Origin of the sequence: Planococcus glaciei (assembly GCF_900099655.1) — a bacterium.
GTDB lineage: Bacteria > Bacillota > Bacilli > Bacillales_A > Planococcaceae > Planococcus > Planococcus glaciei.
Map to the genome: position 1 here is coordinate 47,193 of NZ_FNDC01000001.1, position 15,529 is coordinate 62,721.

A 15,529-nucleotide genomic window follows, 5' to 3' on the forward strand; every position below is an offset into this window, starting at 1 on the left:
ACCTACACTTTTATATTAGTAATCTGACGAATCAGGAAGAACGATAAGATAATGCCAAGGCCAAAGGCAACCATCAAGATGATGCCGATCGGAGTGGTCAACGGATCTGTGAAGCCTTCGATAATATTGTTCATGAACAATAAAATGAAAATCGGCATGGCCGGAACAATCAAAGAAATATAGCGCTGCTCCGATGTCATGGTCTGAATCGTCTGATGCAGTATTTTCCGGTCTTCTAATGTATGGGACATTGTTTCAAGCGTTGTTGCCAAGTTGCCGCCCGTCCTTTTTTGGATTAACAGCGTGGCAATGAACAATTGAAAATCTCTGGATTCATTTCTTTTTTGAACCGCGCGCAAAGCGGTTTCAAAAGGAACCCCCAATTTCAATTCATTTGAAAGGCGCTTGAATTCATCTTTTGCCGGTTCGTTGACTTCCCGGGCCACTAAATCTATTCCTTGGGTAATGGTCATCCCCGACCTTGCAGCATTTGCCAGCAATCGGCAAACTTCGCTCAATTGGCCGTTCAGCCGCTCTGTGTATTTGTTTTTGCGGATATAAAAGAGCAGAAAATGGCTTCCGCCAAGGATGCCCGCTGTCAGAAGCAGGCTCGGCAACGAGGCCATATTGAAAATCATGTTAAATACTACATAAAACAGCAGAATGCCAAAGGCGTGCATCCCGATATATTCCGAAGCAAGCAAATTGACATTGGCATTTTTCAGCTTTTTGGCCAATCCTTGAGATGCTTCTGATTCATCAAAGCGGTCGCCCCATACACTGATGGCACTTTTGCGCTTTTCCTCCGGGTACCTGGTTTTCATCTTTTTCTTCCACTCCAGCTTTTCCCGGCGGTAGCCAAGAAACAGATAGCTGGCGAACAGCAGTGCCAGAACGGAGGCACCGTATAAAATACCGATGCTCAAGTCCATTGAGGAACCTCCTCACGTACGCTGAAAATGGTTTCATCCAGTTCAATGCCAAACATCTTCAAATGGTCCAGACATTTTGGAACATAGCCTGTCGGCGTGAAATAGCCTTGCACTTCCCCGTTTTTGCCTGTGCCTGTCCGTTTGAAAATAAAGACATCCCGAATCTTCACGCCTTTGTCTTCATCTACATAGACTTCCGATATGTTTACAATTTTTCTTTGCCCATCCCCCAGACGGTCTGCCTGAATAATAAAATCCAGGGCACCGACAATGTACTCCCGAATAATCTCACTCGGCAAATCCATTCCGGCCATAATGACCATCCCTTCGACCCGGCTGATGGCATCGACCGGCGAGTTGGAGTGGACAGTCGTCAATGAGCCTTCGTGTCCGGTATTCATTGCCTGCAGCATGTCAAAAGCTTCCGCTCCCCGTACTTCACCGACAATGATGCGGTCGGGCCGCATTCGCAGCGAGTTCCGCACCAGTTGGCGGATGCTGATTTCGCCATGACCTTCTACGTTTGCCGGACGGGCTTCCATGCCTACTACGCTTCCGCGGTTGAGCCGAAGTTCTGCAGAATCTTCAATCGTAATGACGCGTTCACTGATGGGGATGGCTTTCGCTACTGCATTCAATAGCGTAGTTTTCCCGCTTCCTGTACCACCGGAAATCAAAATGTTCAATTTCGCTTTTACGAGTGCCTGGATAAACTCCGCCATCCGTTCATCCAAGGAAGAAAACTTCAGCAAATCCGTCATTTCAAACGGTTCTTTTCGAAACTTCCGGATTGAAAGCAAGGTGCCGTTCAAACTGATCGGCGGAATCACTGCGTTGACCCGGCTGCCATCCGGCAAACGGGCATCGACCATCGGTGAGCTTTCATCAATGCGCCGGCCCAGCGGCGCAATCACCCGGTCCACAATGTGCCGGACATGTTCTTCGTTTTTAAAAGAAACATGAGAAAGTTCCAGCCTGCCGCTTCGTTCTACATGAATCTCTTTTGGACCGTTTACCAATATCTCGGTAATCGATGGGTCTTTCAACAATTGTTCCAGCGGGCCAAAACCTACTGTTTCATCAATAAGCCGGCTTAGCAAAGTCTCTCTGTCCATTTTGGAAATCACGACTTTTTCTTCCAACATAAATTGGCTGATCAGCCGCTCTATGGATATGCGGCGCTCTTTTTCCTCAGCCGCAATCAGCGGCTCCAAATTGGTTTCAGCAAGCAGACGGGCTTTGTAATGTTCCAGCAATTCCTCTAAAAACGGCGTCAGGACTTGTGATGTCTGCGTTGAAATATTGTCGCTGACCGCAGCAGCTAATTCGGTTCTTTTTCTTTGAAAAAGCGACATCGCCTTCCTTCATTCCTTCCTAAAAAACAATTATTTTAACATCGAGACGACCCATTTGCGCATATCCTTGGCTGCTGGAGTCAGTTTTTTCTCTTTCGGCAATTTGCGAAGAGTTTCCCCTTTATTTATGGCGGTTTGAACGCCCTTCATATCCCGTCTGATCTCTGCGGCCACCGGATATTCGATAAAACGTTCAATGTCTTTTTTGGACAATTCGTTTTCCCGCCCTACCTGGTTCAATACCAATTCCAGGCGCTCTGCAGTTGGAATGCCCAACTTCTGGAATAGCTCTTCGGTATGCTTGAAGACCCTGATTGAAGGCGTATCCAGCAAAGTGGTGTAATAAATGCGGTCTGCTTCAACGAGTGCGGTGTAAGTCCGCTCATCCATATTGACCGGCAAATCCACGATGATAAAATCGTAAGTTCTGCGGCAAACTCGTAAAAGGCGGGTGATAAAATCTTCCGTTATGTATTCAGCAAGTTCTGCATCACAAGGGCTGATAAGCAATTCCATTTTTGATAGAGGCTCTTTTTCGGTTACGTTGCGCAAATGCTGTTCCGTCATTTCTTTAATGACCGGTTCCAGATCCAGAATATTGCGGGAGGTCTCGACCCCTAAATAAGATTCTCCGCCGCCATACTGCAGATTTAAATCGATGTACAGGACTTGCGCCGTAGATTCAAATTTCAGGGTTTGGGCAAATGCCGTACTTAAGAGCGTTTTTCCACTTCCGCCTTTGCCGCTGTAAAAAGCAAAAACTTGTCCTGTCCCCCTTTTAAAACTTAATTGCTTTTCTTTTTCCGGGGCTGTCTGCAAACGCGCAAGCATTATGGAAATCTGATTTTCCAATCCATTTAAATCTTCCGGAACGACAAAGTAATCGACAGCTCCCGCTCTCACCAAGTCACGGAACAGTTGGAAATCATGGCTTTCATGAACAAAAACGATTGGAACATGGCTCAATTCCTGCTGCAAATAAGCATGTGTCTCTAAATCCTTTCCAGGATCGTGAAGCAGCAGCACCATAGATGGCTCAATGTTTTTCAATTCCGATCTTAAGTGGCCCGGTTCCAGCCAACTGTACTCGAACTCGTTTCCAAACTGCCGGATCAACAGAGTTAATAGTTCATTTTTTGGTCCCACAATTAATAAGTTGGATGGTTTCATGTCAAACTCCCTCAGCTCTCTTTATGCGTATCCTTCATGTCGGCCTATTCTTTTTTGTCCGCTTCTTTTTTCTCTTCTTTTGGTTTGGCTTCCGCTTTCGGCTTTGCTTCTTCTTTTGGCTTTGTTTCCGCCTTAGGCTTCGCCTCTTCCTTTGGTTTCGCTTCCTTCGCAGGTGCTGCTTTGGCAGCTTCTTTTCCTGTACCAACGTTCGCTTTTATAATGCGAACGCTATCTGCGTAATTCTGCATATGTATCAATTTCGGCGCCTGGTCCAGGGACACTTCCAACTGGACGCCCGCAAACTTCTTGTTGTCGTTTGCAACTCTGGCCACTTTAACGTCTTTCATGAAAATTTCTGTTTTGTTTTCGTCTTTTTCCCGCAGGGACACAATGATATCGACCCGGTCCAATGCTTCCAGTTCTTCATCGAAGAAAACCCGTTCAGAAGTCATTAAAGTGATCAGCCGATTGTTTTCTTCCATAACCGCAGAAGCTTGTTTCAACATATTTTTTGTGATTAAATCTCCCGAAGACAAAGGAATGACAGACACTTTATTTTCCAGGTCCGCCGTATCGGTAATGTGCTCTTCTGTGACAAACTTCTTAGGTATTTCTTCTACGGTAATCTCTTTCGGGGTTATCACCGTCCGTGAGGCTATATCTCCGCTTGCTGCATAAACCTTAACCATCGTTCCCAAATCGTTGTTGAGTTCCTTAACTTTCTGCAAAGTCAAAAAACCGGCAATTCCTGCCAAAAGCAAAGCAAGAACAAAAAAGGTGATGGCTTTTTTCTTGGATTCAATCATGTCGGCACTCTCCTGGATCAGTATTCAAATCACGGCTGAACTCACAATGGAACGTATGTTTTTAAGGCCTTTTAGCCTATGGCCCATACTCGTTCAATCTTTGTTCACAATTTCTCTTCTTTATGCTTACAGCAATATGAAATTCTTGTCAAAATCATACAGAATTTGAAATCAAAAGTTTCAGTAAAAAAGTCACGTAGATCCAAAGACCCTTCCGCATTTTTTGGCATTTTTTCTTTACAGGATTGTAAATTTTTAAATAATTAGACCTACATTCCCTTATTTTATTTCTGTTTTTTTTTCATAGTCGTTACCGCAGTACAACTTCCGATTCATTTTCAGGTAAATTGCATATTTAAAAACCTTAGTTTAAAGATGTTTTAAACCAGGGTTTTTTGAACTGATTTCTCAATAAAAAAATCAAAAAAGCAGCTATGAAATTTCCATAGCTGCTGCTTCTTATCATTTGCTTTTTAGAAGATTGACGTGATCTGTCGTGCCATCTTTCGCCAGGATATACTGCAATTCGTAATCTCCTACGTGATAGACAAGATTTGTTTCACCGGTAGCTGGAATTTTACGTTCTTCCGCCGGCTCTCCAACATGCTCAAGCAAATCTTTCTTTGCAATGCCGCCAAGATTCGTTTGGCGCTCCACGTTGGTGCCGAAATAGCGCGCTTCTTTCATGACATTGTTTTTATCATAGGCGATTTGATAAGAAGCATTCCCCATCGAACCGTGATAAAAATCGAATTCATCCACTTGCTCCTCCGGCTCGCCTATTGCGGCATACACTTCATCGCGCGTTGCTTTCCCGACTTGAAACCCATCAGAGAATCGGTAGACAATACCGGATTCGGCGTTTTTTACAATTTCTTTTAAAGTGTCTATTGCCATTCCTTTTTGCTCGTCATCGACTACCGGTTCTTCCACTTCACTCTCACTCTCCGGCTCTTCCGCCTTCTCCTGTTCCGTCTCTGCTGCTGCTGTTTCTTCCACTGTTTCAGTTGAATGTTCTTCTGTATGGTTTTTTGGCACGTCCTCGTTGCTGCTCACTTCGCTGCACGCGGCTAAGCTGAAAGCCAGCGTGGCTGCGCTGCCCAACCAAAATAGCTTTTTAACCATAAAACACACCCCCCTTCCGAATTTTGAATATTCTATTTTATAGACACTTGAACACAAGATTTGTTGCATGTCAAAACGTTCAGCTTCTATAAGTTAATTGAAATCCTTTGCATAAACGAAAAAACCCATGCTTATCGCATGAGTTCAGGAACAACCAGGCTATTCAATTTCTTTTGGATATACTCTCCCCATTTTTCAAACTCGACCAGAAAGCCGTCATGTCCGAACTGGGTTTCGATGATTTCCCAGGAAGCATTCGGCATGCTCTTTAGCCACGGAATCATCTGCTCGCTCGGATACAGCAAATCATACGTAAAGGACAGGGTAAAGATTTCCACATCGATTTTCTCCCGTGACACGTCATGGGTATTCATCGCTTTCAACAAGGTCAGGTAACTGTTAGCATCAAAGCGTTTCGCCAATTTTTGCCCCTGATAGTCCAAATATGATTCTACCTGGAACTGTCCTTCTTTGGTGCTGCGCCGGAAGCGCTGGTCGAACAAATTGCCGCTCCGGTAAGTGACCATTGCAGCCATTCGTGCCAGTTCAAAACCTTTTAAATCCGCTGAATCTGCATAATTGCCGCCTGCAAAAAGTGCATCGTTTTCTATGGACTGGATGCCGATCCAGTTGAACGCTACTCCGTAATCGCTGTAGGCAGGCGTCACTGCAAGCGGCAAAATGCCATCTACAAAATCCGGATACAAATGCCCCCACTCCAGCGCTTTCATCCCGCCGAGCGACCCGCCAAGAACCGCTGTCAAATGAGTGATGCCGAGTTCTTTTAAAGCGGCATATTCCGCACGCACCATATCGCGTATGGTAAGCAGCGGGAACGATGCCCGGTACGGTTCTCCGGTTTCCGGGTTTATCGACGTTGGCCCCGTTGAACCATGGCAGCCCCCGAGCACGTTAAAGGTAATGACTTGAAAAACGTCTGTATCCACAGCTTTTCCAGGCCCGATCAGCCCCGACCACCAACCTGGATTTTCAGCAGTGCCTACAGCGAACTGATCGCCTGTCAGCGCATGGCAGACGAGGATGGCCGGAGCCCCTTCTTTTCCGCAGCGTTCATAGGCAAGTTCCACATCATGCAAGACTTCCGTAGATTCTAAGGTCAGTGATCCTATGGATACAGTCGTCATGTCCGTTCCCTCCTTACACGTTTTCCAAAACTGCTGCCTGGATGGCTTGTTCAAGATCGGCGATCAAATCTTCCGGATTTTCAAGCCCTACTGACAAACGGATCAATTCTTCGGTAACACCGGACAATTCCAGTTCTTCTTTTTTCAATTGCTGATGCGTCGTCGAAGCCGGGTGGATGATCAAGGATTTGGCATCGCCGACATTCGCTACATGCGACCATAAGCCGACACTGTCAATGACTTTGCGCCCCGCTTCGCGTCCGCCTTTCACGCCGAAGTTGACGATAGAACCGTAGCCGTCTTTCAAGTACTTCTGCGCCAACTGGTGAGACGGATGGTCTTCAAATCCGATGTAGTTGACCCACTCCACTTGCGGGTGGTCTTTCAGATATTCCGCGATTAAGCGGGCATTGCTGTTATGGCGTGGAATGCGCAAATGCAAAGTTTCCAGTCCCTGCAGGAACGCATGGGCACTTTCTGCACTTAGTGACGGCCCGAAATCGCGAAGCAGCTGCACGCGCAGTTTGGTTGCAAACGAAGCACCTTCCACGTCAATGCCGTAGCGGATGCCGTGGTAGCTTTCATCCGGCTCTGTGTAGTTCGGGAATCTTGAATTGTTCCAGTTGAACTTGCCGCCGTCCACGACAACGCCGCCGATGGTCGTGCCGTGCCCGCCGATCCATTTCGTTGCGGAATGGATGACAACGTCGGCACCGAATGCGATTGGATTGCTGCCATAAGGGGAGGCGAATGTATTATCAATCAATAAAGGAATTTGGTTTTCGTGAGCAATATCGGCTACCGCTTCTACATCAAAAACGTTCAAGCTCGGGTTCCCGATAATTTCACCGAAGATTGCTTTCGTTTTGTCCGTAATGGCTGCCCGGAAGTTTTCCGGGTTCGTTCCGTCTACAAATTTAACGGTGATGCCGTAGCGCGGCAAGGTGTTGGCAAACAGGCTGTAGGTGCCTCCGTACAGATTGCCGTCCGCTACAATTTCATCTCCTGCTTCCGCTACGTTCAAAATAGAGAAAGCAATGGCCGCCATTCCTGAAGCAAGGGCGACTGCAGCAGTCCCGCCTTCAAGAAGCGCCACACGCTGTTCAAAAACATCCACGGTCGGGTTCATGATGCGCGAATAAATATTTCCTTGTTCTTTCAATCCAAATAAGTTTTGGGCATGCTCCGTATTTTTAAACACATAAGAAGTGGTTTTATGGATGGCTACCCCTCTCGCTCCAGTCACTGGATCCGGTTGTTGTCCGCCGTGCAATAAAAGCGTTTCTGGTTTAAAATTTGTCATTTTGTTTTCCTCCTAAGGTTTTTTTGATGGAAACCGTGGTTGAGGAGGAATAGAAAAAAGCCCCCTTCAATTAAGAAGAGGGCCGTTGCATACGGATTGCCTCCTCTCATCTGCCAGATCCCGTCTTGCCGGATCTGTAGGATTTAGCACCTTTCCAAGCATCGCTTGTTGGTTGCCGGGCATCATAGGGCCTATTCCCTCCGCCTCTCTTGATAAGAGTATTCAGATTTAGTTTTCCATCATGTTGAGTAGTATAGAAAGAATAAAATAATTTGTCAAGTCTATCTTTTCTAAAAATTACGAAACTAATCCTCTCTTTAGCCGTTTACTATAGAGAGGTGAGAAAATATGGTTTTATGGATCGCAATTGCATTTATTTCAGGTTATTTTATTGGCTGTTTTCATGGGTCTTCCCTCGCTCAGCTCCTATCCGGCGTCAATGTCAAAAAAGAAGGCGTCAAAAATTCCGGAGCGTCCAATGCGGCAATCGTCCTTGGCTGGAAATATGGCGCCCTTGTGGCTTTTTGGGATATCCTGAAAGGAGCCCTAGCCGTTATTGGGTTCCGCCTTTTACTGAACAGCTTTTCTTTGCCGGAAGAGACGGTTTGGACGCTGCTGTTCCTGGTAGGGGCCGGCGTGATCTTCGGCCACAACTTCCCGTTCTATATGAGCTTTGACGGCGGCAAAGGAACCGCTTCTGTCATCGGCGTCATGCTTGCGCTCGACTGGAAACTCGGGCTTGCCGGCGGATTGCTGCTGGTGCTGGCTGCACTTGCCACCGATTATTTGGTGATTGGCGTGCTGGTTTTATACGGCATGTTTTTTGCCATCGCCTACTGGCCGGCTGAAGGCATCTGGCCCCTTGCCACTGCTGTTGCCTTATTTGTTATGGCTATTTGGAAGCATCTTGAAAACATTATCCGCATCAAAAAGGGTACGGAAACGAAAGTATCGGCGGTATTTCGGAAGAAACCAGCAGGGTCCGCCTAACACGTACGATTCACATAGGTCTTTTTGCTTCTTTTCTCTGCTTGAATAAAGTTTTTTAGAGATGCCCTTGACTTATTCGTTATTTCACAATAAAGTAAACATTACAAATCGAATAACGTACATCACTTTCTTATCCAGAGAAACCGAGGGACAGGCCCTATGACGTTTCGGCAGCGGGTTCGCTACATGCGAACACTGTGCTAATTCCTGCAGATGCTTTTTTGCATCTGGAAGATGAGAACGAGATGGTTTCATTCTGAAGCCTTCTTTTTTCTTGTGGATAAGAAAAAAGAGGGCTTTTTTTCGTTCTTTTTTGAAAGAAAGTGGAAGTGTACAGTAAAGGTTTAGACAGCAAGAGGAGGCATACCAAATGATTCAATTCGAAAAGGTAGCAAAAACCTACCAGTCCGGCAAACAGGAAATCCATGCATTGAACGGGATTGACTTGACTGTCGAAACGGGTGAAATATACGGCGTTATCGGCTTTAGCGGCGCCGGCAAAAGTTCTTTGATCCGCACGGTCAACTTATTGGAACGTCCGACAAGCGGACGGGTGTTGATCCACGGCAAAGACATTTCCACTCTTTCGAGTAAAGAAATACGCGAAACCCGCAAAGACATCGGCATGATTTTCCAGCATTTCAATCTGCTGAATTCGAAAACCGTATACCATAACGTCGCCATGCCGCTTATCCTGGCGAACACACCGAAAAACAAAATCAAAGAACAAGTAAAAGACTTGCTTGATTTTGTCGGACTCGCAGACCAAGCTGAGAAATACCCGGACCAGCTTTCCGGCGGACAAAAGCAGCGGATCGGCATTGCCCGTGCGCTTGCCACCAACCCTTCGGTTCTGCTGTGCGACGAAGCGACATCTGCACTAGACCCGCAAACAACCCAGTCCATCCTGGAATTGCTTCGCCGCATCAACCGGGAATACAACATCACCATTTTGCTGATCACTCACGAGATGGGCGTGATCCGGGAAATCTGCGATAAAGTCGCGGTTCTCGAAGCCGGCAAAGTGATCGAGCAAGGCAGCGTATTCGAAGTATTCACCAATCCAAAGCAGCCGACGACCCAGCGTTTCGTCCGTTCGGTCATGAACGACGACTTGCCTGAATCGCTGTTGAACCAAATTCAGGACCCGAACCGCAGCCACACCATCTACCGCGTCCAGTTTACCGGCCCATCTGTCGGCCAGCCATTGATGTCGCGTGTATCGCGGGAGTTTAATCTTGATTTGAACGTGCTGTTCGGCAATATCACCGAACTCCAAGGCTCCCCATACGGCAATTTGATCGTCGAGTTTTCCGGAAAGCCGGCTGAAATCGAGCAGGCGTTGAAAGCAATCCGCAGCGACACGGTCAAAGTTGAGGAGGTTAAGAACTATGCTAGTTGATAACGAACAAATTTTAGAAGCCCTTTGGGAAACCGTTTATATGACAGGTGCTTCGTTTCTTTTTTCTTTGATCATCGGATTCCCGCTCGGAATACTGCTGGTCGTCACCCGTAAAGGGCATTTATTGGCAAACGAGCCGGTTTCGAAAGTTTTGAACATCATCATTAACATTTTCCGCTCTGTGCCATTCATCATTTTGATGGTCGCCATCATCCCGTTGACCCGCCTGATCGTCGGCACGTCGATCGGCACAGCCGCCGCCATCGTGCCCCTGGTCTTTTATGCAGGGCCATATATCGCACGCTTGATCGAAAACTCCTTGCTTGAAGTGGATAAAGGCGTTATCGAAGCAGCGCAGGCAATGGGCGCTACACCCGGGCAGATCATCTTCCGCTTTTTGATCCCGGAAGCCTTGAGTTCCCTTGTCCTGGCATTGACGATTGCAATTGTCGGCCTGATCGGTGCATCCGCTATGGCCGGAGCCATCGGAGGCGGCGGCCTCGGAGACTTGGCCATCACCTATGGTTACCAGCGCTTTGATACCTTAGTCATGGTCATCACCGTCGCCATCCTGGTCATTCTCGTCCAAGGGGTGCAGTCGCTTGGAAATGTTTTGTCGAAACGCGTACGCCGCAGTTAACAACAATATCAATAAATTCTAAAACAACTAAAACAAACATTGGAGGAAACACAACATGAAGAAAATTACTTCTCTTTTACTATTAGCCGCACTGGTTTTGCTTTTGGCAGCTTGCGGAGGCGGCGATGAAGAAGGCGCCGATGGCAACCGAAAAGTTACACTCGGCATCAGCGGCTCTGATACAACCATTTGGGATTATATCGGCGAGAAAGCTGAAAAAGAAGGCATTGAACTTGAAATTGTTACATTCTCCGACTATGTGGCACCAAACATGGCGCTTGCTGAAGGCGAATTGGATTTAAATGCATTCCAGACCATTTCTTATTTTGATGAATTCGTTGCTGAACATAAATTGGATATCGTCCCGATCGGTTCCACTGTTATTGCTCCAATGGGCCTTTACTCTGAAAAGTACAAGACGGTCGATGAACTGCCGGACGGTGCTCAAATTGCGCTTCCGAACGAAGCAACAAACATGGGGCGCGGCTTATTGCTCCTGCAGGAAGCCGGTTTGATCAAATTATCGGAAGATGCCGGGTTGACTGGCACTGCTGACGACATTATCGAAAACCCGAAGAACATCGAACTGGTGCCAATGATTTCCGGCCAGACGCCTCGTGCCATGGCGGACGTTGCTGCTTCAATCATCAATAACGGCGTTGCCGTCGATGCCGGCTTGAATCCATCAGAAGATCCGATTGCCCGTGAAAGTGAAACTGCCGCTCCTTACATCAACTTGATTGCGTCCAGCAAGGAAAATGCTGACGATCCCGATTTCTTGAAAATCGTCGAACTGTACCAGCAGGACGATACTGCTGAATTCATCAAAGAACATACAAAAGGCGCTCAGATTCCGACATTCGTCCCTGTAGAAGAACTAGTGGATTACCAATAAACCCTGAGGAGGAACATCAATGACAGCTACCCAAGAAGCAGCCCTAACCATTTCCCAGTCCATCGACTCAAAACGCGAAGAGTATATCGCGACCAGCCAGGCAATCCATGCCAAGCCGGAAATCGGCAATGAAGAAGTGTTTGCCAGTGCTACTTTGGTGGAATTGCTGGAAGATGCCGGTTTCACTGTTGAAACGGGCGTTGCCGGACACGAAACCGCATTTTTTGCCAGCAAAGAAAGCGCGCTTCCGGGCCCGACGATTGCTTACCTCGCTGAATACGACGCGTTGCCGGGCCTCGGACATGCTTGCGGCCATAACATTATCGGCACGACAAGTGTCGCAGCGGCGATTGCCCTTTCGGAAACCTTTTCTTCTACTGGCGGACGCATCGTAGTTCTCGGGACGCCGGCTGAAGAAGGCGGACCGAACGGCAGCGCCAAAGGCAGTTTCGTGAAGCACGGGCTGCTCCAGGGAATTGATGCTGCATTGATGATCCACCCATCCGGGAAATCGGCCATCACCGGCCCTTCCCTTGCGGTCGACCCGCTTGATTTTCACTTTTACGGAAAACCGGCGCATGCGGCTGCGTCTCCGGAAGAAGGCATCAACGCCCTCGACGCGGTGCTTCAGCTGTTCAATGGCATTAACGCCCTGCGCCAGCAATTGCCGTCTGATGCCCGCGTCCACGGCATTATCACGCACGGCGGCGATGCGCCGAATATCATCCCTGAATACGCTTCGGCCCGTTTTTACATCCGTGCCGATTCCTGGAAGAAGACCGAAGACACCGCACGAAAAATCCGGTCTATTGCTGAAGGCGCTGCCCTTGCAACTGGAGCAACGGTCAAAATTGAGCGGTTCCAGAACGAAGTGAAAGATCTGGTGTTGACCGATGCCTTGGATGCAATTGTGCGCGAAGAACTGCTGGCGGTCGGCGAAGAAGTCGCTGCTTCCCGCTCGAAAGGACTCGGTTCAACGGATGCCGGCAACATCAGCTACGAAGTGCCGACGGCTCATCCGTACATCAAGATCGGTCCGGATGACTTGATTGCCCACACCGCTGAATTCCGTGAAGCGGCCAAGTCCGAAGCCGGCAATGAAGCATTGATCCGCGGCGCGAAAGCTCTTGCGAATACAGGCTATCGCCTGCTGACGGATGCTGCGCTTCTCGAAGAAGTCAAACGGGCGCACGCGCAATCGCTGATTGAGAAAAATAATAAAAAATAACCGAAAGGCAGCGAAAATTCGCTGCCTTTTTTGTGGAGAAGCGTATTTTAACCGCAACCGGGCGTATTTTAACCTTTACTGTGCATATCCATGCCACAATCGAGCGTATTTCCAAAATTCTCTTTTTTCATGCTAAAATAAAGAGAATACATATCTTAGGGGGAACTGTACATGTTTGAAGCTTTAATGGAACGCTTGGTTCGTTATGCAAAAATCGATACGCAATCTGATTTTGAAAGCACGAAAACGCCATCAACACCAGGCCAATGGGATCTGCTGAACGTGCTGGAAAAGGAAATGAACGATATCGGACTGGAAGATGTCGGCATGGATGAATTTGGCTATCTGTTCGGCACTTTGCCTGCCAATACCGATAAAGAACTGCCGGTGGTCGGATTTTTGGCACATGTAGACACAGCGACAGACTTCACCGGAAAAAATGTCAATCCGCAGCGCATCGAAAACTATGACGGCAGCGATATTCAATTAAATCCAAACGTCACAATGGCGGTTGCCGACTTTCCTGACTTGAAAAATTACGTCGGCCACACGCTGATTACGACCGACGGCACGACGTTGCTTGGCGCCGACAATAAAGCGGGCGTCTCAGAAATCATGACAGCAATGGAATATTTGATCCAACATCCGGAAATCAAACACGGCAAAATCCGTGTAGCGTTTACGCCGGACGAAGAAATCGGACGCGGCCCACATAAATTCGATGTCGACCGCTTTGCAGCTGACTTCGCCTATACGATGGACGGCGGTCCGCTTGGCGAACTGCAGTACGAAAGCTTTAATGCCGCTGCCGCCAAATTGACGGTCCAAGGGAAAAGCGTCCATCCGGGTTCTGCAAAAAACAAAATGGTCAACGCCCAGACCGTCGCCATCCGTTTCCAGGAAGAAATGCCGAAAAACGAAGTGCCGGAATTGACGGAAGGCTATGAAGGATTCATCCATTTAAACAGCTTCAGCGGCAATGTGGAAAAAGCGGTGCTGTCGTATATCATCCGTGATTTTGACAAAGACGCTTTCGAAGCGAAAAAGAGCCATATGCAAACAACGGCCGCGAAGCTGCAGGAGCAGTATGGCACTGAAGCGGTAAAGCTGGAACTTGAAGACCAGTACTACAATATGCGTGAAAAAATCGAACCGGTTATGGACATCGTCGATGCAGCCGAGGCCGCGATGAAAGCGCTCGGAATCGAGCCGAATATCGTGCCGGTCCGCGGCGGTACAGACGGTTCGCAATTGTCGTATATGGGATTGCCGACGCCGAACATTTTCACTGGCGGCGAAAACTACCACGGCCAGTACGAATTCATCTCGGTGCAGAACATGGAAAAAGCCACACAAGTCATCGTGGAAATCGTGAAATCGATGGAACAAAAATAAGCGCCCGCGGGCGCTTATTTTTTTGTTCAGATGATGCTGCGGCCATTTTGCGCCAGCGCGTAGTGAATCCCGTGCTGAAGTGTTTGGAAGCAGTTGAATTTGGAAAGGTTCAAGCCGGATTCGGTAATCACCATGCTCATTTGCGGTGAAATGCCGACTAAAATCGTATCGGTTCCGATCAAAGAAGCCGTCGAGCCCAATTTATCAATCAACGCTGCTGCATGAAGTGTAAAGTTATTGTTCAAGCCGGTTAAATCGAGCACCAAATATCTCGCTTTGTACTTCGGAAGATTTTGCAAAGTTTTGACCAAAAGCTCTTCTGCCCGCGCTTCATCGTATGTCCCGAGCAACGGGACAACCACGATGTCTTCAAGCACCGGTATGATCGGCGAAGAAATTTCCTTGATCAATTCATTGAGTTCTGCCGTTTTTTCATCGACCAGCCGCTCCAACTGGCTGATTTGCTCGGCTTCTTTCAAACGGGCAAGCCGGTGAATGTTTTCTTCAATATTTTTTTCGGAGGGGAAATACTCAATGACGGTTTCCGGATGGCCTTCAATTTGATGCTGCAAAACACGGTACCAGATATTGCGGCCGAAAAGCAAGGTGAAGATGCCGGCATAATGGGCAGCCAAGTATCTTCCCCCCTCTTTTTTCCCTTGCGCCACGTTAATCTTGTGTTCCCAACTGTTCTTTAAATTCACACGTAAAGTCCCTGCTGGTTCGTCCAACTCGTGAATGCTCGCTCTTCCCCATCCTGCTGAAGCATATGTATTGGTAATCAGGTGCGCCGCTTCAGAAATGCTGACGTTTTTCATCCCGGTAAAGTATTCGCCGACCAGTAATCCTTGGCGGAAACCGGTAGTCTCCAGCACGACACCCGCTGCGTCTTCCCCTGAAATTTCTTCTATTGTATCAAAAAATAATTTCATTGCACTTGCAGTCCAAAATAGTACAGAATCCTGGCCTTCGAATAGAAATTGGCCTTCTTCCAGATCCCAAGCAAATTGCAGACCGCCAACATTTATTGCCGGTTTTGTATCCATGCGATAACCCCTTTCGTTCTCATCTTTTATTTTACCATATCCTTCTTTGCCACCCACAGCATTGGTTTCATGTTTGAGATCTGGCCATTTGAGGAAT

General features: G+C 47.7%; 14 protein-coding genes and 2 riboswitches. Of the genes, 6 read left to right on the forward strand and 8 right to left on the reverse strand.

The annotated features are described in order from the left end of the window. Positions 1-2: 2 nt before the first annotated feature. From BLQ32_RS00235 to BLQ32_RS00265, 7 genes are all read right to left on the reverse strand, one after another. Positions 3-932 (reverse strand): type II secretion system F family protein, encoded by a 930-nt coding sequence (locus tag BLQ32_RS00235; RefSeq protein ID WP_175557048.1) that lies wholly within the window; start codon positions 930-932, stop codon positions 3-5. After that, positions 923-2,287: a TadA family conjugal transfer-associated ATPase gene (locus BLQ32_RS00240; protein WP_036805655.1), complete on the reverse strand. Its 1,365-nt coding sequence runs from the start codon at positions 2,285-2,287 to the stop codon at positions 923-925. Before BLQ32_RS00240 ends, BLQ32_RS00235 begins: the two co-directional genes overlap by 10 nt. 30 nt (positions 2,288-2,317) lie before the next feature. Next, the gene (locus BLQ32_RS00245) at positions 2,318-3,457 is read right to left on the reverse strand and encodes a CpaE/TadZ family protein (protein ID WP_074508647.1); all 1,140 of its coding nucleotides are present in this window, start codon (positions 3,455-3,457) and stop codon (positions 2,318-2,320) included. A 44-nt stretch (positions 3,458-3,501) separates the two neighbouring features. Then, positions 3,502-4,263, reverse strand: a complete 762-nt coding sequence (gene cpaB / locus BLQ32_RS00250) for a Flp pilus assembly protein CpaB (RefSeq protein WP_074508648.1) — start codon at positions 4,261-4,263, stop codon at positions 3,502-3,504. 462 nt (positions 4,264-4,725) lie between these two features. Then, positions 4,726-5,388, reverse strand: coding sequence for a DUF4309 domain-containing protein (locus tag BLQ32_RS00255; RefSeq protein ID WP_074508649.1), 663 nt, complete (start codon positions 5,386-5,388; stop codon positions 4,726-4,728). A 131-nt stretch (positions 5,389-5,519) separates the two neighbouring features. Then, a complete protein-coding gene (gene metX, locus BLQ32_RS00260; RefSeq protein ID WP_036805642.1) occupies positions 5,520-6,533 on the reverse strand; it encodes a homoserine O-acetyltransferase MetX in 1,014 nt (337 codons plus the stop codon). 13 nt (positions 6,534-6,546) lie between these two features. Then, positions 6,547-7,836 (reverse strand): O-acetylhomoserine aminocarboxypropyltransferase/cysteine synthase family protein, encoded by a 1,290-nt coding sequence (locus BLQ32_RS00265; protein ID WP_036805639.1) that lies wholly within the window; start codon positions 7,834-7,836, stop codon positions 6,547-6,549. A 103-nt stretch (positions 7,837-7,939) separates the two neighbouring features. Next, positions 7,940-8,055, reverse strand: a riboswitch (SAM riboswitch). Positions 8,056-8,184: 129 nt separating this feature from the next. On the opposite strand from BLQ32_RS00265, the gene BLQ32_RS00270 reads away from it, so the two are divergent. The 6 genes from BLQ32_RS00270 to pepT all read left to right on the forward strand — a co-directional run bounded on the left by BLQ32_RS00270 (position 8,185) and on the right by pepT (position 14,386). Next, entirely contained in the window at positions 8,185-8,826 is a 642-nt protein-coding gene (locus BLQ32_RS00270) for a glycerol-3-phosphate acyltransferase (protein WP_074508650.1), read from the forward strand. A gap of 127 nt (positions 8,827-8,953) precedes the next feature. Further along, positions 8,954-9,067: riboswitch (SAM riboswitch) on the forward strand. Positions 9,068-9,196: 129 nt separating this feature from the next. Further along, complete coding sequence (locus tag BLQ32_RS00275) at positions 9,197-10,228, forward strand: methionine ABC transporter ATP-binding protein (protein WP_074508651.1); 1,032 nt, start codon at positions 9,197-9,199, stop codon at positions 10,226-10,228. Beyond that, entirely contained in the window at positions 10,218-10,868 is a 651-nt protein-coding gene (locus BLQ32_RS00280) for a methionine ABC transporter permease (protein WP_036805632.1), read from the forward strand. Before BLQ32_RS00275 ends, BLQ32_RS00280 begins: the two co-directional genes overlap by 11 nt. A gap of 55 nt (positions 10,869-10,923) precedes the next feature. Continuing rightward, a complete protein-coding gene (locus BLQ32_RS00285; RefSeq protein WP_074508652.1) occupies positions 10,924-11,763 on the forward strand; it encodes a MetQ/NlpA family ABC transporter substrate-binding protein in 840 nt (279 codons plus the stop codon). Positions 11,764-11,782: 19 nt separating this feature from the next. Continuing rightward, a complete protein-coding gene (locus BLQ32_RS00290; protein WP_074508653.1) occupies positions 11,783-12,991 on the forward strand; it encodes a M20 family metallopeptidase in 1,209 nt (402 codons plus the stop codon). Between the two features lie 171 nt (positions 12,992-13,162). Next, positions 13,163-14,386: a peptidase T gene (gene pepT / locus BLQ32_RS00295; protein WP_074508654.1), complete on the forward strand. Its 1,224-nt coding sequence runs from the start codon at positions 13,163-13,165 to the stop codon at positions 14,384-14,386. A 26-nt stretch (positions 14,387-14,412) separates the two neighbouring features. On the opposite strand, the gene BLQ32_RS00300 is transcribed toward pepT, so the two are convergent. Then, on the reverse strand, positions 14,413-15,432 hold the full coding sequence (locus BLQ32_RS00300) for an STAS domain-containing protein (protein ID WP_074508655.1): 1,020 nt from the start codon (positions 15,430-15,432) through the stop codon (positions 14,413-14,415). Positions 15,433-15,529: the final 97 nt, after the last annotated feature.